This is a genomic window from Ruania alba, assembly GCF_900105765.1.
In the GTDB taxonomy this organism is placed as follows: domain Bacteria; phylum Actinomycetota; class Actinomycetes; order Actinomycetales; family Beutenbergiaceae; genus Ruania; species Ruania alba.
The window spans coordinates 1,954,502-1,981,456 of the sequence record NZ_FNTX01000002.1 but is presented as its reverse complement, the minus strand read 5'-3'; the positions used below and the strand labels follow the sequence as shown (position 1 = coordinate 1,981,456).

Genomic DNA, 26,955 nt, shown 5'->3' with positions numbered 1-26,955 from the left:
TCCGCGTCAGCGACGCCGGCCGCTCAGGTACACGTAGGCACTCGTCGCCACCACGGCTCCGCCGATCGCCACCGCCCACCACGGGAACGGCATCGGTGCCGGCGGACGGGACGCGAGCTCGACCGACTCCGGTGGAGTGGGGAGCACCCGCTCCCCCGTCACCAGGATGCGGTGGCTGTTCACACCGAGCGGGGTACAGGTCACGAGGGTGACCAGGTCCTCGCCCTGCCGCGGATACAGGGTCTGCGTCTCGTCCGGCTCGACCACCTGGCGGTCGATCACTTGATAGGTCAGCACCTCGCCGACCACCTGGATGGTGAAGGTGTCGCCGATCGCGACCTCGTCCAGGTGCGTGAACATCTCGGCCGAGGCGAGGCCGCGGTGCGCGGTCAGCACGGCGTGCGTACTCGCTCCCCCCACGGGCAACGACGTTCCCTCCAGGTGTCCGGCACCGCGGAGCAGTACCTCGTCGCTGGTGCCGTGGTAGACCGGGAGGTCCACACCGATCGTCGGGATGACGATCCGGGCCATCGGACCGCCGCCGGCCACCAGCTGCTGGTCGTAGGACGTGCCGTCGACGCCCTGCGCCGCCGGCAGACGCGCACCGGCGCCCAGCGTCGCCACTCCCCCGGTCAGTTCCTCGTTGTACTCCCGCGCGGTGGCCAGCTCGTCGGCCTGACCCTGCGGCCCCAGAACCTCCACCTCGCCGGTGAGCTCGGCGATCTCCTCGGCCTGCCGGAGGGAGGCGTACCAGTTCGCGACAGTGGGAAGCAGGAGGACGGCGACGCCGAGCAGGCAGATCACCGACACCACGAGTGAGAGGCGGTTCAACCGCCAGCTGCGCCGATGCGGGAGGGGCGGTGCGGGGTGCTCGCCGGCACGGGCCTCGATCGTGTGTGGGTTCACCTGGGCCTCCTGTCCACCCGTCACCGGCTCGGCTCGATCCGAGATGGGTGACGGAGACGGAGCGCTTGGGGAGAGCGCTCCGCCTCCATCACCCCCGCAGGCACGTGCCTCAGCGGCGCGCCCCGCGGCGGGCCAGGGTCACCGCAGTTCCGACCGCGATGAGGATCAGACCGATACCCAGTGCCGTGAACAGGGCCACGCCCTCACCACCGGTGAGCGGAAGCTCGACGTCCGGGATCTTCTCGTTGGCCACCTCGACGACGGTCGCCTCCTCCAGCGAGCCGGCCGTGACGGTCACCTCGATACGTCCGGTGACGGGTAGGTAGCGATCCGGAGCGGTGACCTCGTCCAGGTAGTACGTCCCGGCCTTCAGGCCCGGGATGAGAACGGTGCCGTCCGCATCCGTGGTGAACTGGGTAGCGCCATCCACGGCGATCGGGTCACCGCCGGTCGCCTCGAGGTAGACCTCGAAGACGGCTCCCTCCAGTCCGACCCGCGGGTCGGTGTCCACGTCGTACTTGGCGATCTGCACCGCACCCCAGAGGGTCTCGACGGTGTTGGAGGTGATCTCGTGGTCGTTGATGAAGGTGACGACGTCATTGGTGATGGTGCCGTCGCCGATCGCGGTGACGGTGGTCTCGAACGCCACGGTCACCGTTCCTCCCGGTGCGGCGGCCAGCTTCGCCAGACCGCTGGCCGTGAACTCCACGGTCAGCGTCCCCCCGGTGGCCACCGCCGGTTCCGTCACGGTGTAGTCGAGCGGGTCGAGGGTGATCGCCACGGCGGCACCGTCCACTGCGGTCACCACGGTGGTTCCCGCGGTGACGGCCAGGCGGGTGTCCAGGTCGTCGACGATGCTGTAGCCGGCCAGGTCCTCGGTACCGAAGAAGCTCGGGATGGCCGAGTCGACCGTGAACGAGACGGTGTCACCGAGGCCGTAGGCGTCGGAGTCGTCGAGGCTCTTCTCGTTCTCACCGAGCGCGTTCTTCGGGTACACGTGCACGTCGTAGAGCCAGGTGGACTCGCCGTCGATCGTGGTCGGCAACGGGATCATCACGATGAATGGCTCCACCGGGGCGACGATCTGGTTCGCGCCGGGGTTCGTCTCTTCGACGTAGTAGACCCCCATCGACAACGAGCCGAAGGTCGTAGTGCCGTCCGCCAGGGTGCTCTGGCTCCCGACGACGGCGCTCGTGTGCCCGGTCAGGTCACCACCGGCTGCCACCGAGGTCACCAGCGCGTCCGCCTCGTTCCACCCCTCGTTGGTGGTCAGGTCGATGTCGGTGACCTGGGTGAGCGTGAACTCCACGCCCGCCAACGGGTTGAGGGTCGGGTCCGGGGTGATCTCACTCCCGTCGTTCGGCAACCCCGGGTCCGTGTTCGGGCTCTCGTACTTGTGGATGGTGAGCGAGCCGGTGGCATCCGGGTCGAGGTTGGGGCCGGGGGCGGCACCCGCCGGGGCGGACAGGGCGACCATGCCGAGCACGCCCAGTGCGGCTGCGCTCACCGCCGCTGCGAGCCGCCTCAGCGGCCGGTGACTACGAGACATTCTTTCCTCCTGGGTGATGGCGCTGCGGATGTCAGGTGCTGCGGAACGTGCGATGGTCATGGCGTCACCGGTCCGGCGGCGCGTCGGCGCCACTGGTAGACGACGAGCCCGCCTGCCAGGACCAGCAAGGTGAGGCCGGTAAGCAGCACCGCGTCGGTGCTCGTCCCACCGGTGAGCGGGAGGGTGACGGCGGGAGGTGCGTCATTGACGAACCGATAGGTCGCGTGGGTGCCGGGGGCGACCTGGACGGCGTTGTCGACCACCGTGGTCCACTCACCGGTGTCGTCGTCCCAGACCTCCAACGCCAGCTCGCGGTAGGCGATCGTGCTGCCGGCGGCAAGCTCCTCGGTGAGGATGTAGCTGCAGTCCGGCAGGATCTCGGCGGTGTTCGCGGCACTCTCCGTCTCAGCACCGGTCACCTCCACCACCGCAAGCTCCGCGACGGCGCAGTCCGGGGTGGCCGTCAGCGTCCAGTCGTCCGGCGAGAGCACGTCGGTCGAACCGTCGTCGATGTGCTTGAGCAGGGTGATCATCGCGGTGGTGTTCGTGACCGTGCAGGTCACGTCGGCGCCGTAGGCCACGGTGACCGCGCCGCCCGTCACCTCGACCGGTGCGTCCTGCCCGTCCACGCAGACCCAGTCGCCGCTCTGGAGGTAGGTGATCGGACCGTCGGACTCGCTGAGCGCGTACGGCTCGGCGGCGACGACCACCTGCCCGGTCACCTCCGGCGACCCGCTGGCACCGGTGACGGTGTGCTCCTCCGGGCCGGCCGCCGTCAGGGTCCACGCCTCGGGCAGCGCGCTGCCGAACGCGACATCCTTGACCAGCGTGAGGGTCTGCGTGCAGGTGACCGTGTTGACCACCTCGAGCAGGTTCGGATCGGGCGTGAGGGTCACGGTGTGGTCAACGCTCAGCGTCTCCACGCCGTCGATCGTGGTGACCAGCCCACACGCCTCGGGAAGTCCGGTGACCTCCTCAGCGACAGTCACCTCAGTACCGACGAGATAGCCGTCGTAGGCGATGCCGAAGTCGGCATTCACGCCGTCCAGGGTGAGTTGCGCCTCGCCGACGGGCTGGTCGCCGTCGGCGAACTCCTCCCCGTCCACGAACCACGTCTTGAGCACCTGCAGGCCCACCTCGGCGGTGTTGGTGACGGTGCAGGTGATGGCCTCTCCCGGAGCCACCGTGACGACGTCACCGTCCGCTGCGATCGGGGTGCACTCCAGCCCGGTCTGCTGGTAGCCGTCCGGTCCGCCGGTCTCCCCGATCGTGTACACGCCGGACTCGACGTGAGCCGTGGTGACCGCTGCCGATCCACTGCTCCCGCTGAGCGGCGTGGGACCGACGGCGGTGAGCGTCCACGCAGCCGGGTCTGCCTCACCGACGACGTTCTTCACCAGGGTGAGATACGTGCACGTCACAGTGTTGGTGACCGTGTAGGAGTTGAGACCGGCGGTGAGGCTGTGGTCACCAAGATCACCGGAGGGAACATTGGTGCACCCCGGTGGCAGGTCGGTGACCTGCTCGCCGATGGTGACGACGTCCCCCGCCTCGTAGTCCGTGGTGCCGTCACTGTGCTGGGTGTAGGTGGTGCCGAACTCGGCCGTGTCCTGATCGGTGAGGCTCAGGGACGCCGTCCCGAACGGCTGATCGCCGTCGTCGAAGGTATCCCCGTCGATCACCCAGGTCTTGTCGACCTGCACCGAGGCGCAGGTGCTGGGGACGTTGAGGGAGATGGGCGCGATCCAGTCACCGAGCGAGGAGGTCTCCTCCGGTGAGGAGCTCGACCGCACGTTCACGGTCCCGAACTCTCCACTGCACCCAGCGTCTCCGAACAACGTGGTCAGGTTCACCGCCACCTCGCCGAAGGATCCGCTCAGCAGCTCCTCATTGGCCAGGTTGAATGTCGAGTCCTGGTTGATCTGGCCGACGAATCCGGCGGTGGAGCCGAGCGAGACCCAGGCGCTGCCGTTCCAGGTATGGGCATCCAGCAGCGCGAGCGTCACGTTCCCGGTCTGCTCGATCTTCAGCCGAAGGTCGCCGATCGAGCGATCGGGCACCGGTCCGGTGCTGTTCGGGAGCTGGTTAAGCTCCACGTGGTAGGACGTCGAGCCCGTGTTGTCCTGGCGCTCGAATGCCAGGAAGGCGTACACGTCGCCGCCCGCGGTGGTCGAGAAGGCGTACACGTTGCCCATGTCGGTCTTGCCCGGGGCGATCCCCGACCCGCTGGTCTGAGCCGCGCTCCACGGCCAGTTGTTCTCCTTGGAACCGCCGGTGAACTGGGTGGCATCGTCGTAACCGTCGACGGCAGCCGGTTGCCCGCCGACGGTGGACCAGTCCGAGGCGCCATTGGTGCAGAGGTTGCCGTCGATCTCGAAGCCGGCCGGCGTTCCGACTGGCCAGGCGGGACAGCCGGGCTCGAGCGCGAGGGGGGAGATCTCGTTGCTGGCGGAAAGCTGTTCGTCCGCGGACCGCTCCGCGTCGCCGGTGCCCTCCTCGGACGAGGTCTCGTCCGAGGTCGACGCCTCGGTCTGGTCCTCCTCAGTGAGGATGTCCTCGGTGACTTCCTCCTGGGTGGGAGTGTCCTCCGCCTGTTCCTCCTGGGCCGGCTCCTGCGCGGCTGATTCTTCGGGCACCGGCTCCGCGTCGGCCTGCTCGGTCGGCTCTGGGTCGGCCTGCTCGGTCGGCTCTGGGTCGGCTGGTTCGGTCAACTCCGGGTCGGCCTGCTCGGGCGGCTCCCCGCTCACCTGCTGGTCCGGCTCGGTGGCCTCCGACCCGGTCGTCGTCTCGGTCACGTCCTCGGTGACCTGCTCGTCAGCCACTGCAGACGCCGTGAACGTCACCGGTGCGGCGAGGCCGAGAGCCACCGCCAGCAGCCAGCCCAGCACCGGGCGCCGGACCGAGTCACCGACGGCACGCCGACGGCGCATGCCATGACGGGGTCCCACACTCGTCGACTGTCGAACTCGCATGAATTCTCTCCCCAATGCATGCAACAACGCGCGCCAATATTGCCCCACAAGGAGCAGTGAAAACAGTGCGACGAATTCTCGTGAGAATGCCGTCCACTGTCCGCGAATTCACAAGAACGGAACGGATTCCTCAAACTTATGATCGCTGAGCGCACGCTAGCACCGGGTGCGGGTGCTGGAAATACCGAGCCTGAAGTCTTCTTCGGGTCCACCGTCAGTGCCGCGGCAGGGGGTGAGGGAACGCAAGGAGTGCAGAATCCGCACTATACCGGGCGTATGCCGCGCACCAGAGGAGGGAGCGAGGTAGCGCACCTCACCCCCTCCTCACCCTCTCCTCACCCTTCGATTCGCCAAAAAACCACCCGTTGAACGGTCGATTATGACAACTTTCTCCCGCCCCAGAGAGGCGAATGCTTCGTCAGCATCGTTCGCGCAGGGGAACTTCGGGACCACCGAATACGACGACGGGGGAGCAGCCATGTGGCCACTCCCCCGTCGTCGACGTTCGACGGTCAGACGTGCTGTCTGCGCCGTCTCGTCACCACGATCGCGCCACCGGTGAGCACCAGGAGCACTGCTGCGAACAAGATCGACACGTCCGCACCCGTGTTCGGCAACCCTGGGACGGCGGGCGGGACTGCGGGCGGCGGCACCTCGTGCTCGGTGCACAACACGCTGCCAGGAACACACTCGCTCGGCGGCTCGTCACCGGCCCCGGTCACGAAGTTCGCCAGCTCGTGGTCACCTTGCTCGTCCCACGGCAGCACCTGCACCGTGTAGGTCACGGTCACCGTGGCACCCACGGCGATCGTGCCGGTCAGGTTCACGACCCCGCTGGTGTAGGCGGCGGTCACGGATTCGTCGTCCGCCACCGGTGCCTGAACCATCGAGGCATCGTCAAGCACGGCCCCGACGTGGTCGGTGAATGCGACCGGACCGTCGGCGGCACCCGTATTCGTGACGCTGAGCGTGTAGGTGACCACGTCCCCGTCGCTGACCTCGGTTCCCGACACAGGGTCAGAGCTCTTCACGATCGAGACATGTGGCACCTCGTGGCTCGTGCAATCCTCCTCGCCGTCAGCGCAGATGGGCTCCGGGGGCGGCTCGACACCGGGCGGCAGCAGGTAATTCGCCAACACCAGGTCTCCGGCAGGATCGGCATCCACCATCACCTGGTAGGTCACCGTGGCTGTGGCACCGCCGGCGAGCGTTCCGCTGATCTGGAACCGGGCCCCGTCGATCGTCGAGACCGTGAGGGTCTCGTCCGAGGAGGCCGGGTCGGTCACCACAGTCGCGTCGTCCAGCACGTGCGAGAGGTCATCCACGCGGTCCACCGCTCCGGACGCTGCGCCGTTGTTGTCGAACGTGAGCGTGTAGGTCAGGACCTGCCCCGGCAGCACCGTGGATCCGGAGACTGGGTCCGATGACTTCCTGTCGACGATCGCCGGTACAGGGTGCTCGGTGCAGTCCCTATCGCCGTCGTCACAGACTGGCTCCGAGGGCGGCTCGCTTCCCGGAGGCAGCAGGAAGTTCCCGATCACATGATCGCCCCGCTCCTCGTCCGGGAGCACGGTCGCTGCATACTCGACCGTCACCGTCTGCCCCGGCTGCAACGTACCGGTGATCGAGAACTGCCCATCGACGATCGCCGTGATCGTCAACGCCTCGTCCGAGGCCGTCGGAGCCACACTGATGTCTGCGTCGTCGAGCAGGTGCGAGACATCGTCCACCGCGTCCACCGGGCCTGCGGCCGCGCCCTCGTTGCTGAACGTCAAGGTGTACGCAATCACCTCATCGGGCAGCACCGTGGTCCCGGACGCCGGGTCCGAGGACTTGCTCTGCACGATCTCCGGTACCGGGTTGGCGGTGCATCGCGGGTCGTCCGCAGCACATTCGGGGTCTGGCGGCGGGTTCTGACCGGGCTCGAGCAGGACGTTGCCCAGGATGTTGTCCCCGCGAGCTCCGTCGGCGAGCACTCGCACCTGGTAGCTCACCGTGACCGTCTGGTCCACGTCGAGACCGCCAGTGACGGTGAACTGACCGTTGGCCACCTCCGAGGCGGTCAGGGCTTCACTCGAGGCAGCCGGTGGCGCAACAACTTCAGCATCGTCAAGCACGTGCGAGAGGTCGTCCACGGAGTCCACCGGGCCGGGGGCGGCACCGGTGTTGGTGTAGGTCAGGGTGTACGTCACCGTGTCGCCCGGGTGAACGGTCGATCCGTCCTCCGGGTCGACGCTCTTGGACTCCACGATCTCCGGGACGGGGTGTTCGGTGCAGAGCACGTCACCCACCGCACACTCCGACGGCGGTTCCTGGCCCGGGGGTGTCACGACGTTGATCAGCTCGTTGTCGCCCCGCTCATCGTCACCGAGCACGGTGACCGTGTATTGGACGGTCACTGCCGACATCGCGGGTACTGACCCGCTGACGGTGAACTGACCATCCTCGATCGCGGACACTGTCAGGTCGTCGGTGGAGGCGATCGGCTGCACGGTCACGTCGGCGTCGTCCAGCACGCCGGCGAGGTGATCACTCCAGCCGCCGACATCTGCGGCGGCGTTGCCCGTGTTGGTGAAGGTGATGGTGTACACCACCTCCTCACCCGGCATTACGGTCGAGAAGTCCGCCGGATCAGAGGACTTCTCCACGGAGAGGTTCGCGGCCGGAATCTCCACCCGAGCGCACGGCTCGCCCGTCTCTGGGTCCACGCCATTCTCATCCGCCGGGTCACACTCAGGGGTGGGCGGCGGGTTGGTACAGGTGGGGTCACCCTCATCACACTGCGGGATGAACGTCACGTTCACGAGAGTGGCGTCCCCGGTTCCCTGGTAGGTCACCGTGTAGGTGATCCTGACGGAGTCGCCGACGCCGAGCGGGCCGGACCATTGGATTCGTGGTTCATCGTAGGTGGGCGTCTCTCCCGTGCTCGCCTGCAGCGTCCGCGGGTCCAGCGATGCGTCATCGATCACCTCGCTCAGGTCATCGATCACCACGGCGGGCATCTCTTCGGTGAACGGCACGGCGCCGTCGTTGGTCGCCTCGACCGTGTAGGTCACGCTGTGGCCATCCACCGAGACCGTGGTGGTGTCGGCCACCTTCGTGATCGACAGCTCGGGCACAGGGTTCACCGTGCACCGCGGGTCACCGCTCACGCAGTCGGGACCCGGGGGAGGATCCTGCCCGGCCGGCACCACGAAGTTGGCCACCTGATTGTCACCACGCGCGCCATCTGCGAGCACCGTCGCTTCGTAGGTGACAGTCACCGTCTGTCCAGGACTGAGCGTTCCAGTGATGGTGAATCGCTGGTCGGCGATGGGGCCGACGGCCAGTGCCGTCCCGGAAGCCACCGGGTCACTGGTGATGATCGCATCGTCGAGAAGCTGCGCGAGCGAGTCGTACTCGTCGACCGTCCCGGGCGCCGTCCCGGTGTTGGCGATGGTGAGGGTGTAGCGGAGCACATCACCCGCCTCAACGACCGACCCCGATTCGGGTACGACCGTCTTGGCCACCTCGACCTGCGGAACGTAGTGCTCGGTACAGTGCGGATCCCCCTCGACGCAGTCGGCCGGCGGGTCTTGACCGGGCGGGACGACCACATTGGTGATGATGCTGTCACCGCGTGCCGCATCGGCAAGGACCCGCACCGTGTAGGTGACGGTCGCTGTGGTGTCGGCGGGCACAGAGCCGCTCACCGAGAACGTGCCATCCTCGACGTCCGACACCGTCAACGTGGTCGAACGCGGCGCCACTGTCACCTCGGCGTCATCCAGCACCTCGGCCAGGTGGTCGCTCCAGCCGTCGACGGAGGCGGCTGTGGTGCCCTCGTTCGTGAAGGTGATGGCGTAGACGATCTCCTGCCCGGCGGCCACCGTTGACCTATCGACCGGGCTCGAGGTCTTCTCGACGCTCAGCAAGGCACTCGGAATCTCCACTCGCCCGCACGGTTCACCGGTGTCCGGGTCGAGTCCGTTCTCATCGGCAGGGTCGCACTCTGGTGGTGGCGGAGGTGTCTCGTCGCACCTGGGGTCGCCGGCGTCGCACAGCGGAGCGAAGGCGACGTTCACGAGGGTGCCGTCCCCGGCATCTCGATCGAAGGTGACCGAATACGTGATCGTGACGGTCTGGTCCACCTCGAGCGCCCCGCTCCAGCTGACCTGCGGCTCGGAGTAGGTCGGGGCCTCGCCCAGGTCGGCCTGGATGGAGGTCGTGCTCAGCGTCGCGTCGTCGATCACGTCGGTCAGGTCGTCGATCACGACGGCGGGGCGCGCCTCGGTGTAGTCAGCGGTACCCGTGTTGGTGGCTTGCACGGTATACGTGACGGTCTGTCCGTCCGTACTCACCACCGCGGTGGCACTGGACTTCTCGATGGACAGGTCGGGCAGACCGTAGTTCACGGCGTCGCACGGCAGGCCAGTGGCAGGGTCAGTCCCACCCTCCAGGCACTCCTCGAGCGGCGGGGTGGTCGGCTCGCAGACCTCGTTCGGTTCGCACTCGGCGGCGAAGGCGACGTTGTCGACGGATCGGTCACCGGCTCCCGTCAGAGTCACGGAGTAGGTCACGCTCACGGTGTCGTTCACTCCGAGCGGGCCCTGCCACACCAGTCGGGGTTCGGTGTACTCCACCGTCCCTGTGCCCGCGGTCGCGTCATCGGCGTAGGTCGCATCGTCGAGCACAGCGGAAAGATCGTCGACGAAGGTCGCCGGGTCAGTGTCGGTGTACGGAGCAGCACCGGTGTTCGTCGCCGTCACGGTGTAGGTGACCGTGTCACCGACACGTGTGTCGACAGTCCGGTCCGAGGTCTTCTCGATGTCAAGGGCCGGGGCGGCGACGAGCGCGACCAGGTGGTCCTCCACCTCACCGTCGGCGATCACGCCGGTCGGCTCCGGTGCCGCCACGGCCCCCGGGATGGCCCGCAACCGGAGATAGGCATCACCGGGTTCGGTCCCGGCCGGGAACGTCAGGTCGACAGTCGTCGTCCCCGACTCTGCCGGGACGGTCGCAGTCGCGCGCTCTCCGGCTTCGAAAACGCCGTCTGCGTTGAGGTCGAGCCATCCGGCCACCGTCGCCGCCTCGGCGCTGATATTGGTCACGGTGACGCTCACTGAGGGAGCGGCCGCGTCCAGCTCGGTCCCACCACTGAGGCCGTCCTCGTCGGCCCCGTCGCCGTCGGCCGCAGTACCGGGGGAACCGTCGTCCTCGCCGTCGACGATCTCGCCCAGCATCAACGGAGTCGTTGATGTCGTCTCGTCGAGTGACGTCAGGATGTGCTGCGCGGCATCAGCACCGGTGGTCCCGTAGGTGTCTGGAGCATCGCCGAAGTCACGGGGAAAGGTCAGGACGGTCCGGCTCCAGTCGATGTGCAGGTAGTCCTGCCACGACTGGGAGATCTTGGTCAGCCGGACCTCCCCGAGCAACGTCCCGTCGTTCAGGCTGGCGGTGACATACGCGCTGGTGTCCGGGGAGTTCTCAGTTCCGGGATAGGAAACGTTCACGCGATAGGTGCCGCCACCTCGATCGGTCACCGTCATGGTCGGCGTTCCAACGCTGGTCGCTGCAGTGCCGAGGGTGAAGTCCACGGCAGATCGATCGGTCACGGCTGTCCCGTCCACACGGGCGAGTTCCAGATCGATCGTGAAGTTGCGCTGATCGATATCACCGATGCGGAACGTGCTGCCGGTGACGATCTGATCGGCAGTGTCGACCTGGTCCACGGCTCCCGCGTCGACATCGACCCATGAGTTGGACGAGGCGTCCATGAACGAGAACTGCAGGACACGACTCGGCCCGAACGCGAATCGGTTCAGGTTGTTGTACTCGACCGAGCCGGCGACGTCAGTGGTGGGATCCCCGGTGGACCACGTGCTCGACGGGGTGAAGTGGTAGTTCTCCCGGGTGCCGTCATAGTTGCCGTCGTCGTTGCTGGACGTGGCGGTCGTCGGCCGGCGCAAACGCTCCTCCGACTCGGTCCCCGCGACAGCCTCGGCCGGCGCGACCGCCGGGCCGACAGCGGTCGTGAGCATCGTCACGACCAACGTGAACACGGTCAGCAGTGCGAAACGCCGCCGCACTCGGGGACGCGACAAAGGCGTCGAAAACTCCATGCTGGATCCATCCCGGTACCGGGGGTACCTTGTACTTCGATCCCCCGACCGAGACCCAGCGCGTTGTGGGCCGAATGGACCGTAGCACACCATCAGCGGCCACGTGCGCCCCCGCTCACCTCTTACTGTCAGGGAACAGCACACCCCATGCGCACGTGCCGTTCATCGTCGGCGCGCGCTTGACTCGAAGCTCAGCGAGCCACCGTCGCGGCTGCCGCAACAGTCGCATGAGGGTCGATCACAGCGTCGATCAACTGGCTCACCCAGGTCAGCAGCGCCTCGTCCCGCAGCGGTGTGCCGCCCACCCGGGACGTCGTCGGGCCGGGCACGAGCACGGTCCGGACGGCCGGCTTGAGCACGGTGCCCGGGTAGAGGCGCTTGAGCCTGAGCTGGGCGGACTCGGCCAGCTCGACCGGCGCGAACCGGATGTACTTGCCCTGTGCGGTGATGTCGGCCAGCCCCACCGCGCGGGCCTGCACACGTAGCCTGGCGACGGCGAACAACCGCTCCACCGCCGGGGGTACCGGTCCGTAGCGGTCCACCAGCTCCTCCCGGACGGCGTCCAACGCATCCGCGTCGGACGCTTGCGAGAGCTTCGTGTACGCCTCCAGCCGGAGCCGTTCGTGGGAAATGTAGTCGTGCGGGACGTGCGCATCGATCGGCAGCTCGACCTTGAGATCGGCCAGTTCCTGGGGCGCCTCTCCCTTAAATGCAGCGACTGCTTCGGAGACCATCCGCACGTACAGGTCGAAGCCGACACCGGCGATGTGCCCGGACTGCTCGCCACCGAGGAGGTTCCCGGCTCCGCGGATCTCCAGATCCTTCATCGCCACCTGGATACCGGCTCCGAGGTCGGTGTGCGCGGCGATCGTCTGCAGCCGTTCGTGCGCGGTCTCGGTGAGCGGCTTCTCCGGCGGGTAGAGGAAGTACGCGTAGGCACGTTCCCGACCGCGACCCACGCGACCGCGCAGCTGGTGCAGTTGGGAGAGGCCGAACACGTCAGCGCGCTCGACGATGAGGGTGTTCGCGTTCGAGATGTCCAGCCCGGTCTCCACGATCGTGGTGCACACGAGCACGTCGAACCGCTTCTCCCAGAAGTCCACGATCACGCGCTCCAGCTCGTGCTCGTTCATCTTCCCGTGCGCCACGGCGATCCGGGCGTCCGGCACCAGTTCACGGAGCCGGGCGGCGGTGCGGTCGATGGATTCGACCCGGTTGTGTACGTAGAAGACCTGCCCCTCGCGGAGCAGCTCGCGCCGCACCGCGGCGGCGATCTGCTTCTCCGCGTAGGCGCCCACGTACGTGAGCACCGGGTGCCGTTCCTCCGGCGGGGTGGCGAGGGTGGACATTTCCCGGATCCCGGTCACCGCCATCTCGAGCGTCCGCGGGATCGGGGTGGCAGACATCGCGAGCACGTCCACGTTGGTGCGCAGCTGCTTCAGGGTCTCCTTGTGCTCCACCCCGAATCGCTGCTCCTCGTCGATCACCACCAGGCCCAGATTCTTGAAGTGGACCTCCCCGGTGAGCAAGCGGTGGGTTCCGATCACCACGTCCACGGCACCGGAGCGCACTCCCTCGCGCGTCGCCTCAGCCTCGGCCGCGGTCTGGAACCGGGAGAGCGCCTTGACCGTGACAGGGAAGCCGCTGTACCGCTCACCGAACGTGTCCAGGTGCTGCTGCACAAGGAGCGTGGTGGGCACCAGCACGGCCACCTGCTTGCCGTCCTGCACGGCCTTGAAGGCCGCCCGCACGGCAATCTCAGTCTTGCCGTAGCCCACGTCACCGGAGATGAGGCGGTCCATCGGAACCGACTTCTCCATGTCCGCCTTCACCTCCTCGATGCTGGAGAGTTGGTCCGGCGTCTCGACGAACGCGAACGCGTCCTCGAGCTCGCGCTGCCACGGCGTGTCAGGACCGAAGGCATGCCCCTCGGTGGCCATCCGTGCCGAGTAGAGCCGGATCAGTTCGCCGGCGATCTCCCTGATGGCGCGCCGGGCCCGGCCCTTGGTCTTGGCCCAGTCCGAGCCGCCCATCTTGTTCAGGCTCGGCGACTCACCGCCGGTGTACTTGGTGACCTGGTCCAGGGAGTCCGTGGGCACGAACAGTCGGTCACCGGGTTGCCCCTTCTTGGAGGCGGCGTACTCGATCACCATGTATTCACGGGTGACCGCGGACTTGCCGACGCCGACGGTGCGCTGGATGAGTTCGACGAATCTGCCGACACCGTGCTGCTCGTGCACCACGAAGTCGCCCGGCCGAAGGGCGAGCGGGTCCACCACGTTCCGGCGCTTGGACGGCAACGTGCGCATGTCCCGGGTGGACGTGCCGGCCCGTCCGGTGAGATCGGCCTCGGTGAAGACAGCCAGCCGCAGCTCTTCGTCGACGAATCCGCGCCCGATGCTGGCCGTGGTCACGAGCACCACACCGGTCGGCGGCAGGTCTGGGTCCTCCCCTGCCCTGGCCTCCGGACCTGCAGGTTCGATCGCGGCGACCAGCCGCGCCGGCACGTCAGCCTCGAGCAGCTGTTCGACCATCCGACGTGCCGGGCCGGCACCCTCGGTCACCAGGATCAGCCGCCATCCGGCGTGCGTGAGGTCCTTCAGATCAGCGACGGCACGGGCGGTCTCGCCGCGATACCCCTCCACGTCCCGGGTTCCCAGGGCGATGCCGCGGTGGACCTGGTCATCTGAGGTCTCGGCGAACTCATCCAGCTCGGCGTCGGCGCTGAACGCGGAGACGCGCCACCATCCGAGCCCGCGCCGCTGCGCGATCGCGCGCGTGTCCTCGAGCGTGGCAAAGCTGGCGCGGGAGAGGTCGATCGGGGTGTTCGCCCCGGCTGCGGCGGAGGTCCAGGCAGCGGCGAGGAACTCCTCGGTGGTGGCCACCAGGTCATGTGCCCGGCGGCGGATCCGCTCCGGGTCGTGCAGCACGAGCAGTGCGTCACCCGGCACGAGGTCCAGGAATGGGACCATCTCGCCGGCCAGCACGGGAGCAAGCGATTCCATCCCGTCAACGGCGATGCCCTGGCTGAGCTTCTCCAGCATCTCCGCTGCTCCGGGCAGCGTGGGGATCAGATCTGCGGCGCGTTGGCGAACATCGTCGGTGAGTAAGATCTCGCGGGTGGGAGGCGCCCACATCCCGTCCTCGCTGACCTCGAGAGATCGCTGGTCGGCGGCAGAGAACCAACGGATCTCCTCCACCTCGTCGCCCCAGAACTCGATCCGCTGCGGGTGTGCTTCGGTGGGGGCGAACACGTCCAGCAGTCCGCCCCGGACGGCGAACTCCCCGCGCCGCTCCACCATGTCCACCCGGGTGTAGGCCGCCGCAACCAGCCGGTCGACGACGTCCTCCATGGGCACCGAGTTCCCGGCGCGCAGTGCGACCGGTTCGAGGTCGCCGAGACCTGCAACGACCGGCTGCAGCATGGCCCGCACCGGGAGCACGAGTACCCGGACCGGCGCGCTGGATCCCCCGGCACCGACCTCGGCGCCGCCGGATTCTCCGCTGTCCGGGTGGGCGAGCCGGCGCAGCACGGCGATCCGGCGCGCGACCGTGTCGCTGCGCGGGGAGAGCCGCTCGTGCGGGAGCGTCTCCCATGCGGGGAACACCGCGATCCCAGCCGGGTCCAGGTAGGCCCCGAGCGCTGCGGCGAGCTCGTCGGCCTCACGACCGGTGGCCACCACCACGGTGAGCGGTCGGTCGGCCTGGGTGGCGAGCTCGGCGAGGAGCGGCGCTCGCGAACCGACAGATGCGGTGATGTCGAGAGTGCCCCGAGCAGGCACGGCGTCGACGAGGTCAGCGATGCCGGAATCGGCTCGGAACGCGGGGAGCACGCCGGTGAGTGTCATGGGTCCGTTCTTCAGGGCAGCACGAGCGGCCCGCGGCGAGGGAAGCACCGGTCCGCGGGTTGCTGCACCACTCTACTCGGGCGCACCGACACGGCCGGCGTGGGCCGTATCACCCGGGCTGGGTGAATCCGATGAGGGTGTCCCGTTCTCCCGGATATGGCCCCTCCCACACGAGCATCGCGATCACGCCCGGGGCCGGCAGCATCCGCTGCTCCTGCACGCGATCACCACCCACGTTCAGCTCTGTCAGGTTCGCCTGGCCGGTTACGGGGTCGACTGCCGCCAGCGCGCCATCGGTGTCCCGCTGGTCCACATAGCACCACAGGCGCTCGGTCCCGGCGCTACAGGTGTGCCACCACGGGCGCATGTCGCTCTCACCCGGGAGCGAGAGAACGGCACGCTCCCCCGTGGCCGGATCGATGACCTCCGGCTCGTCGCGGCGATCAAGCACGTCCCACGGCCCGCTGGAGATCACCAGCTGGACGGCACCGGCCTGCGGAGTATCGACCATCTCCCCGGTGACGGGGTCGACTCGCCCGACGTGAGCCTCGTCATCCCGGCTGAACCGCACCGCGAGGGCACCGTTCGCATCCACCACAGTCGGGGTGAACTCGGTCGGAGCAGTCGGGCCGCCGCTGTTCCAGCGCCACAGCTCAGCGCCGTCGGCACTGTCGATCCCGATCACGTCGCCGAGCGCCTCGCAGTCCTCCCGACGCACCAGCACGGTCGAGACCGGGATGTCGATCGAGTCGCACCCGGTCGTCTGTTCCCACAGTGCCCGGCCATCGTGGAGTCCGTAGGCGTGGTAGCCCTCATCCCCTTGACCGAGCACCACGGCGGCATCGGTCACGAGCAGCTCGGCCGGACGGGTGAGAGCGTCGTCGAGGTGGCCGCCGGGTTGCGCCGACCACAGCCGTTGCCCCGTGATGGCGTCAAGTACGTCCAGACCGTCCACCCCGGCGGCGACGTATCGGATCACCACCGTGGCATGGTCTGGGCTCACGCCGATCTCCGAGACATGCACTCCCTGACGGAACCAGTGCCACACCTCCGCGCCGGTGGGGCCGTCCAAGGCAGTGACCTGCTCACTGGCCAGGACCACCAGGCCCGTTCCTGCGGGTTCGACCGCCACCACCTCCGTACCGGTCCAGCGCCACCTCTCGGCCACATCGGAGCCGGGCACATCGGCCGGGGTGACCGCGGCCGCGGTGCTGCGGTCCAGCACCCACGACTCGGGAGTCGATGGTGGAACGACGATGACGGCGAGCGGTAGTGCCAGGGCGAGGGCCGCCGTCGGGAGGGTGCGCCGCAAGGGCGGGCGTGGCCGCCCGAACGGGTCACTGGGTGCCACAAGGACTCCCAGAACGACCAGGAGCAGCCCGACGGCGGCCCTCGCCGTCCGTAGCGGAGGCACCCCGGCCTCAAACAGCCAGTGCGCACCACACGGCGCCGAGGACGCCGAGCACGACCGCGACCATCCGGGCGACCCGGCCCAGGCCGTAGGCCCACACACCCGCCGTGGCGGCGACGAGGCCGAGGAAGACGGCCACGATCAGGGCGCTCAGTCCACTGCGGTCGGTACTCAGGGACGGAGCACCCAGCGCGACCGCCAGGACGAGCACGCCACCGCCGAGAAGACCCACGGCCAGGCCGAGCCGGCCGCTCGCTGTCCCTCGCGCGCTGGAGGGCGCGCTCACGGCCGGTCTTCCCTGCTGGTCGGGTCCGGGAGCGGTGGAACATGGCCTGGGGGTGCGCCACCGGGTGGAACGCCGGTCACCGACCGCGCGGGAACGGTCCCGGCTACGGCCAGGGACATCCGCCCGAACGCGGCCACGCCGAGCGCGAAGACGAACGCGGCGATCATCAGCATCGGCAGCGGCACCAGCAGCCCGACCGCTGGGTCCTCCATCCGGGTGAACGAGGTCAGGACGACGTACTGTGCGGAGGGAACGTCGGTGTCGTAGCTGAAGACGAAGGTGTGCAGCGCGGTCTGACGTTGCACCCACAGCGTGAATCCCACGCCGAGCAGACCGATCGCCAGGCTCCGTCCCCACGGGATGCGGCCGCCCTCCTCCCGGGCACGGCGGGCACCGTCGGCGATGAACGTGAGCAGCACCAGCAACGGCACCACCACGAATGGCGGGGTGAGGCCGGCGTACGGTTCGACCCCCAGCCCGCCCGACTCGCGCGCGACCTCGAAGCGGGCCACGACCGTCGGGAAGAGGCCGGTGAAGAACCAGGGGGAGAAGATCAGCAACAGCCACGGGCTGGCAGCGCCGATCGGGCGGAGGTAGCCGATCCCGATCGCGGCCGCACCGCAGATCACGGTCAGGACTGCAGCATTGCCGAGATCGAGGCTCAGGGTTCGTGCCATGATCGCGGCTGATTCCACGCCAGGTCCGCCGAGGGAGAGTGTCTGCCCCAGCCACGGCCACGCCACCACTACCGCGGCGACGACCGCGACCACCGACAGTACGACGCCGATCACACCGGCGGGGCTTCCGGCTCGCTGGCCGTCGGCGAGCCGCAGACGAGCGCGGCTCGCCAGGAGCACCAGCATGGCCACGATCCCGAGGATGCTGACCGGCACCGCGAGCAGCACGCTCAGGACGGCGGCTCCCTGGAGGTCCATCATCGCGAAGCCGAGACGGTAGATGTCGTGCCCCGGTGAGACAGCGCCCATCACATACCCCATGTCGGTCTGGGCCGACCATGCGGCGCCGGCGAGCACCACGGCCACCGAGATTCCGGTCGTCACCCGAGCGGAGCGGGAGATGGCGCCGAGCACACCGCCGATCACCAAGGTCGGCAGCACCAGCACCGCCAGATGCGGCCACAGCGCACCGATGCCGAACCGGTCCAGCACACCGATGCCGTGCAGCAGCGGGGCGAACGCCAGCAGCGTGAGGCCGAGCAGGCCGAGCCCGAGCTGCGCGAGCAGTGCGCTGCCACGGCGGAGCGCAGCACCGACAACGAGCCCGAGACAGAGCCCGAGCGTTGCGAAGGCGGCGCCCAGACCGAACGTCGCGAGCATGCCGGTGACGAACTCCGGGCGCACCGACCGGGTGATCGGACCCTCACCGGTCTCGACCCCAAGCAGCAGCGTGCGTATCGCGGGCAGCACCTGCTGGGTGACCAGCAGGACGACAGCGGGAACCGCGAGGAGCAGTCCCCAGGGCGAACCACCGCGGCGCGGCCGGGATGGCGGTGGATACGGTGGAGACTGCGCGTGCGGCTGTGGATGCGGCTGCATGTTCTGCTGCCACCCCGTCACAGGTCGGCCCTGCGGTGTCCACTCCCCCTGGTCACTCATACGGACCGAGGGTACTCAGGCCCGAGTGCTGAACCCATCCGGGCCGAGGGGAGATCTCCCCATCACCGCTGTCGTCAGCGAGCCGCGTGCCAGCGAGTCTGGGCCTTCAGCAGGCCCTCGGTGATCAGGTCGGTGACCGCGTCAGCGGCGTCGACGAGTGTGACCGCCAGGTCCTCACGTTCGGCAGCCGGGAAGTCCCGCAGCACGTAGTCTGCAGCGTCCATCCGGCCCGGTGGGCGACCGACCCCCACCCGGAGGCGCAGGTAGTCACGGGTGCCGATCGCCTGCGAGATCGACTTCAGCCCGTTGTGGCCGCCCTCACCGCCGCCCTTCTTGAGGCGCAGCGTCTCCGGCGGCAGGTCGAGCTCGTCGTGCACGACGACGAGGCGTTCCGGTTCGATCCCGTAGAACCGCATCAGTGCGGCCACGGGCTTGCCGGAGAGGTTCATGTAGCTCGTCGGCTTGGCGAGCACCACGCGAGGCCCAGGGGCGCCCGACGGCAAAGTCCCGAGCCGACCGTCCAGGACGGCGGCTCGGGACTTGTGCGTGACGAAGGTGCCCGGGACGTCCCGGGCGAGTGCGTCGAGCACCATCTGTCCGACATTGTGTCGGTTCCCGGCGTAGGTGGGCCCGGGGTTCCCCAGGCCCACCACCAGCCACAGATCGGTGCTCATCTCAGGTCGCTCAGGACTCCTCGGCCGGCGCGGAGTCCGCAGACCCCTCGACCTCGGTGGCCTCGGCCCCCTCAGCCTCGTCGCCCTCGGTCTCCTCGTCCTCCGCAGGCTCCTCGCGCGGGATGTAGATGACGACCACGGCATCCTCCGGGTCGTTCTGCAGTTCGCTGCCCTCCGGCAGGGTGACCTCTCCGGCGCGGACGTTGTCGCCCTCCTCGAGGCCCTCGATCGACACCTCGACGTACTCGGGCAGGTGCGTGGCCTCGGCCTCGAGGCTCAGCGTGGTGAGCTCGAGGGTGTGGATGGTGTCCGGGGCGGACTCGCCCACCACGTGCACCGGAACGTCGACGACGACCTTCTCACCCTTGCGCACGAGGATCAGGTCGATGTGCTCGAGGGTCCACTTGACCGGGTCGCGCTGGATATCACGCGCCAGGGCCAGCTCGCTGGAACCGTCGATGTCGAGGGTGAGCAGCGCGTTCGGGTTGTCCTTGAGGATGAGCCACGTGTCGTGCGTGGGCAGCGCCAGGTGCACCGGGTCGGTGCCGTGGCCGTAGAGGACGGCGGGGACCAGGCCCTGGCGGCGGGTACGGCGAGCCGCGCCCTTGCCGAACTCGGTGCGGGTGGTCGCGGTGAGGCGATTCTCGTTAGCCATGGGATTCTCTCCGGACGGGGATGGTGGGCGGGCCTGGCGCAACGAGCGCGGGAGGACGCACCAGGGCTGAAACCGCCCGGGAATCCGCCGCGTCGATCACGGACGAGGCGGGACAGACCCGCGACTCATCCCTCGCCGAGGCAACCGGAGCATCCTACACGACAGCACCCCTGGGCGTTGCACCGGACCCGTCCGGCGACGGCGAGGACGAGGCGCTGGTAGCCCGCGCCGTCAGGAGTTGCCGTCGAACAGGCTGGTGACCGAGCCGTCGTCGAAGACCTCACGGATGGCGCGGGCCAGCAGCGGGGCGATGGAGAGCACGGTGAGCTGTTCGAACCGCTTGTCCGCGGAGATCGGCAGCGTGTCGGTGATGACGACCTCACGTGCACCCGACTCGGTGAGCCGGCGCACCGCCGGGTCGGAGAGCACCCCGTGGGTGGCCGCGACGATCACGCTCTTCGCGCCGGCGCCCATGAGCACCTTGGCGGCCTCGGCGATGGTGCCGCCGGTGTCGATGAGGTCGTCGACCAGGACGCAGTCGCGACCCTCCACATCCCCGACCACCCGGTTCGCGACCGCCTGGTTCGGGCGGGTGATGTCGCGTGTCTTGTGCACGAAGGCCAGCGGTACACCGCCCAACTTCGCCGCCCACTGCTCGGCCACCCGAATCCGTCCGGCGTCCGGGGAGACGACGGCCGCATTGCCCAGGTCCACCCGGGTGCGGACGTAGTCGGTGAGGATCGGCATCGCCCACAGGTGATCCACGGGTCCGTTGAAGAAGCCCTGGGTCTGCGCGGCGTGCAGGTCGACGCTCATCAACCGGTCGGCACCCGCGGTGGCGAACATGTCCGCCATCAGGCGGGCCGAGATCGGCTCCCGGCCGCGGTGCTTCTTGTCCTGGCGGGCGTACCCGTAGAACGGCATGACCGCCGTCACCTGCTTCACCGAGGCCCGCTTGAGCGCATCGGTCATCAGCAGCTGCTCCATGATCCACTCGTTGATCGGAGCGGTGTGCGACTGCAGCACGAAGGCATCGGCCCCGCGCACACTCTCGGCGAAGCGCACGTAGATCTCACCGTTGGCGAAGTCGTACAGCGTGGTCGGCACCACCTCGATGCCGAGCTCGTCGGCCACTGCCTGGGCGAGCTCGGGGTGAGCGCGTCCGGAGACGAGTACCAATCGCTTCTCGCCGTGGCTCGTGATGCCTGTCATCGTCAAGGGGCTCCTCATCGGCGCTGCAGGTAGTGGATCACTCGGAGGTCACGGGCGCGCCCGGATCGGCACCCGCTGCGGGTTCGGAGGTGCCCTCGCGTCGGCTGGCCTCGGCCTGTGCCTGCGGGGAGAGTGGCTGCTCGATGGCGCGGGCCGCCGCCTCGGCCGCCGGCGTACCCGGGCGGCGGCTGGCGGTCCAGCCCTCGATGTTGCGCTGATTGCCGGTGGTCACCCCGAGCGACCCGGCCGGGACGTCCCGCCTGACGACGGTGCCCGCCCCGGTGTAGGCACCGTCACCCACGCGCACGGGCGCCACGAACATGTTGTCTGCCCCGGTTCGAGCATACGAGCCGATCACGGTGCGGTGCTTGTGCACGCCGTCGTAGTTGACGGTGACGCTCGCGGCACCGATGTTGGATTCCTCGCCGATGGTGGCGTCCCCGATGTAGGACAGGTGCGGGACCTTGCTGCCGGCGCCGATCTCGGAGTTCTTCACCTCGACGAAGGCGCCGAGCTTGCCGCGCTCGCCCAGGTTGAGACCGGGGCGCAGGTAGGTGAACGGGCCGACCGTGGCGCCCGCACCAATCCGTGAACCGGATCCGTGGGTGCGGATGACGGTGGCGCCCTCGCCGATCTCAACATCGGTGAGGGTGGTGTCCGGCCCGATGGTGGCGCCAGTGGCCACGGTGGTGGCCCCGTGCAGCTGGGTGCCGGGCAGGAGGGCGACGTCCGGGGAGAGCCGCACATCGCCGTCGATCCATGTAGTGGCCGGATCGACCACGGTGACGCCGGCGCGCATCCATTCGATGACGATCCGACGGTTCAGCTCCGCGCCGAGGGTGGCGAGCTGCACACGGTCGTTCACGCCCTCCACGAGCATCGGATCGTCGGTGACGACAGCGCGCACGGCCCGACCCTCCGACCGGGCCAGAGCCATCACATCGGTGAGATACACCTCGCCCTGGTCGTTGTTCCGGTCCACCCTGGCCAGCGCAGAGCGCAGCACCTCGGAGTCCATCACGTAGACACCGGAGTTCATCTCCTTGATCGCGAGCTCGTCAGGCGAGGCGTCGCGGTGCTCGACGATCTTGGCGATCTGCCCCTCGGCATCACGGACCACCCGCCCGTAGCCGGTCGGGTCCTCAAGGATCGTGGTGAGTACCGTGATCGCGTTCTGGTCGGCGCTGTGCGCCTCGACGAGCGCGGCGAGGGTGCCCGCGTCCAGCAGCGGCACGTCCCCGGCGAGAATGACCACGGGCCCGGAGACTCCGCCGTCGACGGCCTGCAGCGGGTCACGCTCGTCCCGATCGGCCAGGGCCGCGGACTGGACTGCGTCGTCGAGGGTGAGCAGGCCGCACTCGACGGCGCGACCGGTACCCGGGATCTCATCCTGGTCGGCGATCACGACGGCCGGTGCCAGCTCGCGGGCGTGCGCGGCGACTGCCTCGCGCTCGTGCCGCACCACGACGGCGACCCGCTCGGGGCTGATTCCGCGCGCCGAGTGGAGCACGTGGCCGAGCAGCGAGCGCCCGGCGATACGGTGCAGGACCTTCGGCGTCGCGGACTTCATCCGCGTGCCCTGGCCTGCGGCGAGAATGATCACGGCAGCGGGGGGCGTCAGGCTCACACAGGCCACTGTAACGGCTGAACCTTGGCCAGCGACCCGCTCGGGTGGACGTCTGAATCCCGATCGGCTCCGCCCCCAGGATTCGAACCCGGACCACACGGCACCAAAGGCCGGCGTGCTGCCATTACACCAGGGCGGACCGCCCGCGCACGCCGGTGCGCGGGCTGCATGCGAGCATACCGGCGCGCCGCGGTTTCTCCTCACACGGCATGATGGTCGTGTGAGCGACACCACCCGACGAACGCCTCGACCCCGGATGACGGGCCATCAGCGCCGCGAACAGCTCCTCGAGGTCTCCCGCGCTCTGTTCGCTGAGAAAGGCTTCGACGGCACCAGCGTGGAGGAGATCGCTGCTCGGGCGGAAGTGTCCAAACCGGTGGTGTACGAGCACTTCGGGGGCAAGGAAGGCGTCTACGCGGTGGTGGTGGACCGAGAGGTGGCCATCCTGCTCGCCGCCCTCACCGACTCGCTCAAAGAGGGCGGGCACCCGCGCGTCACCGTCGAGCGCACCGCGCTGGCCCTGCTCGACTACATCGAGACGCACACCGACGGGTTCCGGATCCTCGTCCGCGACTCCCCCGTGGCCCAGGCCACCGGGACGTTCTCCTCGCTGATCGGCGACGTCGCCACCCAGGTGGAGGAGGTCCTGACGCCTCAATTCGAGCGTCAGGGTTTCGACCCTGCCACCGCCCCCATGTATGCGCAGATGCTGGTGGGCATGATCGCCCTGACCGGTCAGTGGTGGCTGGAGACCCGCACTCCCGAGAAGCACGAGGTGGCTGCCCACCTGGTGAACCTCTCCTGGAACGGTCTCCAGGCACTCGACCCGGACCCGCGCTTGACCCGCGCCGCCGTGCGCACGCATGCACGAGGCAGCCGCCGCCCGGACAAGCACTGAGACCTGCACACCGGAGATCTCTCGATATCGAGTAATCTCTTCGTTCATGGCCGCGGTGGATGAAGTCGACCGGATCGTCGAGGCCTGGGTCCGCGAACGTCCCGACCTCGACGTGGCTCCGCTGCGCATCTTCTCGCGCATCTCGCGCCTCTCCCGGCTCCTCGACCTAGCCCGCCGGGCCGCGTTCAGTCAGCACGGGCTCGAGGTCTGGGAGTTCGACGTGCTCTCCGCGCTGCGACGCTCCGGCCCGCCCTACGAGCTCACCCCTGGCAACCTGATCGCGCAGACGCTCGTCTCCTCCGGAACGATGACGAACCGGATCGACCGCCTCGTGGTGCACGGACTGGTGATGCGCACCGCGGACGAGGTGGACCGGCGGGTGGTGCGGGTCCGGCTGACCGACCGTGGGCGTGACGTGGTCGACGCCGCCATGGAGGACCTACTCCGACGCGAGACGGAACTGCTCGACACCCTCGACACCGGAGAGGACGAGCACCTCGCCCGCATCCTGCGCCAACTGCTCACCCAGGTCGAGGCCTGACGGCGCACCTCACCTGGACGGCACGCCTCAGCGCCCCAGCAGCTCTGCGAGCTCAATGGGTTTGGTCACCATCGGCCAGTGCCCGGAGGCGATCTCCACGACATCCAGCTGCCGGGCCTGTGCCAGCTCGGGAATGTCACCGGCGTCCATCCAGCCACGCATCTCGTCCGGAGAGAACTCCGGGCAGATCTCCGTGACCGGCACGTCGAACCGGCGCGTATCGGTCAGCGACACCTCGCCCTGCGCCACCTGTCCGGGAACGGGCACCACCACCTGCTCGATCCGTTGCCGGGCCGCGGCGTCGAGGTCGTCGGCGTCCGGTCCCTCGAACGGTCCCCACCCCGGGAACGGCATCACCCCGCCCTCCAGCGGGAAGAAGTCGGCGTAGGCGGCTCCGTGTACTGCCGGGAACCCGCCGATCAGCATCACCCGTGCCACCCGTTCGGGCCGGCGGTCCGCGGCGATCCACGCCAGTGTCGCTGCCGCCGAGTGACCCACCACCACCGGGCCGTCCGCGGCATCGACTGCTTCGAGCACGGCCGCGACCTGATCCTCCAGAGTGGCCGTCGCATCGCCGTCGTCGGCGCCGGGCAGGGCCGGCGTGATCGGACGATGCCCGAGCGCCTGCAGCTCCTCGACCGTCTCGTCCCAGATCGTCCGCGGCAGCCACAGCCCCGCGAGCAGGATGATGTCCATGGTTTCCTCCTTTGCTGATGGATACGACGGTAGACCGTTTCGGTGACAGTGGCCCAGGACCACCACGCGACGCCGGTAACCTGGGAGGCGATATGGCGCATCTTCTCGGGGCCGAAGCCCTGCACCTCGACTTCCCCACCAAGACCGTCTTCGACTCGGTCTCCCTCGGCATCAATGCCGGCGATCGCATCGGCATCGTGGGCCGCAACGGTGACGGCAAGTCCTCCCTGATGGCAATGCTGGCCGGTCGCCTGGTTCCCCACTCCGGGCGGGTCACGGTGCGCGGCGGTGTCACCATCGGCGTGCTCGACCAGGCCGACACGCTCGACCATGACGACATCGTCTCGGCCGCCGTCGTCGGGGACGGCCCCGAGCACGAGTGGGCGCGCGATGCCAAGGTGCGCGACGTCGTCAACGGACTGCTCTCGGACGTGCCTTGGGACGGGCGGCTGGGCACGCTCTCTGGTGGGCAACGCCGTCGGGTGGCGTTGGCGCGCCTGCTCGCCGGTGACCATGACGTGCTCGCCCTGGACGAGCCGACGAACCACCTGGACGTGGAGGCGATCACCTGGCTGGCCGAGCACCTGAAGCGCCGCTGGTCGGCGGGCGCCGGTGGGTTGATGGTGGTCACCCACGACCGCTGGTTCCTGGACGAGGTGTGCACCCTCACCTGGGAGGTGCACGATCGGATCGTCGAGCCGTTCGAGGGCGGCTACGCGGCGTACATCCTGCAGCGGGTGGAGCGAGACCGGCAGGCCGCCTCGATCGAGGCGAAGCGGCAGAACCTGGCCCGCAAGGAGCTCGCCTGGCTGCGGCGCGGCGCTCCGGCGCGCACCGCGAAGCCGAAGTTCCGCATCGATGCCGCGAACGCGCTCATCGAGAACGAGCCGGAGGTGCGCGACGCCACCACCCTGCAGTCCCTGGCGGTCTCCCGGCTGGGCAAGGATGTGGTGGACATCCTCGACGTCGACGTCAGCTATGGCGACCACCAGGTCCTCAGCGAGGTGGTGTGGCGGATCGCTCCGGGCGAGCGGACGGGCATCCTCGGCGTGAACGGTGCCGGCAAGTCCACGCTGCTCGGACTGATCGACGGCACCGTCACCCCCACTGCCGGCCGGGTCAAGCGTGGCAAGACGGTCAAGGTGGCCACGCTCACCCAGCGGATGGACGAGCTCGACGAGCACCTCGAGGACCCCGTCCGGACGGTCATCTCCCGGCTGCGGACCAGTTACACGATCGGCACCGGGTCGAAGGCGGCCGAGCTCACCCCCGGGCAACTCCTGGAGCGGATGGGCTTCTCGGCGGTGCAGCTGTCCACTCCGGTCAAGGACCTCTCCGGTGGGCAGCAGCGCCGCCTGCAGCTGCTGCTGATCCTGCTCGATCAGCCGAACGTGCTGATCCTGGACGAGCCCACGAACGACCTGGACACCGACATGCTCGCCGCGATCGAGGACCTGCTCGACTCCTGGGCCGGTACCCTCATCGTCGTCTCGCACGACCGCTATTTCCTGGAGCGGGTGACCGACCAGCAGTACGGGATCCTGGACCGCCGGTTGCGGCACCTGCCCGGCGGGGTGGACGAGTACCTGCGGCTGCGCCGCGCACAGCCGAGCACGGGCGGACCCGGACGATCCGGTGGCCAGTCCGGCTCTGATGGCGGTGTGTCGGCGGGCGGTCTGTCCGGGGCTGAGCTCCGTGCGGCGCAGAAGAAGTTGACCTCGCTGGAACGCCGGATGGACAAGCTCAGCTCGCAGATCGAGAGACGACGCACCGCCCTGGCCGATCACGATCAGACCGACTTTGCCGGCCTGGCGCAGGAGATGGACGGGATTCGGGCGCTGGAGAGCGAGCAGGAATCCCTCGAGGAGGAGTGGCTCGAGGTGAGCGAGCACCTCTGACGGGTCCTGCGACAGCCCGGGAGATGCGAGGGCCCGGGAACAGGAGACACGGCGGGCTACTCCGG

General features: G+C 68.7%; 16 protein-coding genes and 1 tRNA gene. 3 read left to right on the top strand and 14 right to left on the bottom strand.

Annotated elements, in window-relative coordinates; all coding sequences use genetic code 11:
• Positions 1-6: 6 nt before the first annotated feature.
• From BLU77_RS19260 to BLU77_RS19200, 13 genes are all read right to left on the bottom strand, one after another.
• Entirely contained in the window at positions 7-906 is a 900-nt protein-coding gene (locus BLU77_RS19260) for a class C sortase (RefSeq protein ID WP_245708949.1), read from the bottom strand.
• 109 nt (positions 907-1,015) lie between these two features.
• A complete protein-coding gene (locus tag BLU77_RS19255; RefSeq protein ID WP_175477226.1) occupies positions 1,016-2,455 on the bottom strand; it encodes a SpaH/EbpB family LPXTG-anchored major pilin in 1,440 nt (479 codons plus the stop codon).
• A 56-nt stretch (positions 2,456-2,511) separates the two neighbouring features.
• Entirely contained in the window at positions 2,512-5,385 is a 2,874-nt protein-coding gene (locus tag BLU77_RS19250) for an LPXTG cell wall anchor domain-containing protein (protein ID WP_089774811.1), read from the bottom strand.
• Positions 5,386-5,939: 554 nt separating this feature from the next.
• Complete coding sequence (locus BLU77_RS19245) at positions 5,940-11,495, bottom strand: DUF7927 domain-containing protein (protein ID WP_139177858.1); 5,556 nt, start codon at positions 11,493-11,495, stop codon at positions 5,940-5,942.
• A gap of 224 nt (positions 11,496-11,719) precedes the next feature.
• Positions 11,720-15,376, bottom strand: coding sequence for a transcription-repair coupling factor (gene mfd / locus BLU77_RS19240; protein ID WP_089774807.1), 3,657 nt, complete (start codon positions 15,374-15,376; stop codon positions 11,720-11,722).
• 109 nt (positions 15,377-15,485) lie between these two features.
• Positions 15,486-16,727, bottom strand: coding sequence for an outer membrane protein assembly factor BamB family protein (locus BLU77_RS19235; protein WP_175477225.1), 1,242 nt, complete (start codon positions 16,725-16,727; stop codon positions 15,486-15,488).
• A gap of 70 nt (positions 16,728-16,797) precedes the next feature.
• Positions 16,798-17,073 (bottom strand): hypothetical protein, encoded by a 276-nt coding sequence (locus BLU77_RS19230; RefSeq protein WP_139177857.1) that lies wholly within the window; start codon positions 17,071-17,073, stop codon positions 16,798-16,800.
• Positions 17,070-18,689 (bottom strand): hypothetical protein, encoded by a 1,620-nt coding sequence (locus BLU77_RS19225; RefSeq protein ID WP_139177856.1) that lies wholly within the window; start codon positions 18,687-18,689, stop codon positions 17,070-17,072. Before BLU77_RS19225 ends, BLU77_RS19230 begins: the two co-directional genes overlap by 4 nt.
• A 74-nt stretch (positions 18,690-18,763) precedes the next feature.
• Positions 18,764-19,363, bottom strand: coding sequence for an aminoacyl-tRNA hydrolase (gene pth, locus BLU77_RS19220; protein WP_089774800.1), 600 nt, complete (start codon positions 19,361-19,363; stop codon positions 18,764-18,766).
• A gap of 10 nt (positions 19,364-19,373) precedes the next feature.
• Complete coding sequence (locus tag BLU77_RS19215) at positions 19,374-20,018, bottom strand: 50S ribosomal protein L25/general stress protein Ctc (RefSeq protein ID WP_089774799.1); 645 nt, start codon at positions 20,016-20,018, stop codon at positions 19,374-19,376.
• 231 nt (positions 20,019-20,249) lie between these two features.
• Complete coding sequence (locus BLU77_RS19210; protein WP_089774796.1) at positions 20,250-21,230, bottom strand: ribose-phosphate diphosphokinase; 981 nt, start codon at positions 21,228-21,230, stop codon at positions 20,250-20,252.
• 37 nt (positions 21,231-21,267) lie between these two features.
• Entirely contained in the window at positions 21,268-22,857 is a 1,590-nt protein-coding gene (gene glmU, locus BLU77_RS19205; RefSeq protein ID WP_089774794.1) for a bifunctional UDP-N-acetylglucosamine diphosphorylase/glucosamine-1-phosphate N-acetyltransferase GlmU, read from the bottom strand.
• Positions 22,858-22,924: 67 nt separating this feature from the next.
• Positions 22,925-22,996, bottom strand: a tRNA-Gln gene (locus BLU77_RS19200).
• A 117-nt stretch (positions 22,997-23,113) separates the two neighbouring features.
• Between BLU77_RS19200 and BLU77_RS19195 the strand changes: the two genes are divergently transcribed.
• Positions 23,114-23,755: a TetR/AcrR family transcriptional regulator gene (locus tag BLU77_RS19195; protein ID WP_089774792.1), complete on the top strand. Its 642-nt coding sequence runs from the start codon at positions 23,114-23,116 to the stop codon at positions 23,753-23,755.
• Between the two features lie 46 nt (positions 23,756-23,801).
• A complete protein-coding gene (locus BLU77_RS19190; protein WP_089774790.1) occupies positions 23,802-24,296 on the top strand; it encodes a MarR family winged helix-turn-helix transcriptional regulator in 495 nt (164 codons plus the stop codon).
• Between the two features lie 27 nt (positions 24,297-24,323).
• Here the strand turns inward: BLU77_RS19190 and BLU77_RS19185 are convergent, their stop codons facing one another.
• Positions 24,324-24,992, bottom strand: coding sequence for an alpha/beta fold hydrolase (locus BLU77_RS19185; protein WP_089774788.1), 669 nt, complete (start codon positions 24,990-24,992; stop codon positions 24,324-24,326).
• Between the two features lie 92 nt (positions 24,993-25,084).
• Between BLU77_RS19185 and BLU77_RS19180 the strand changes: the two genes are divergently transcribed.
• Positions 25,085-26,890, top strand: coding sequence for an ABC-F family ATP-binding cassette domain-containing protein (locus BLU77_RS19180; RefSeq protein ID WP_089774786.1), 1,806 nt, complete (start codon positions 25,085-25,087; stop codon positions 26,888-26,890).
• The last annotated feature ends 65 nt before the right edge of the window (positions 26,891-26,955 follow it).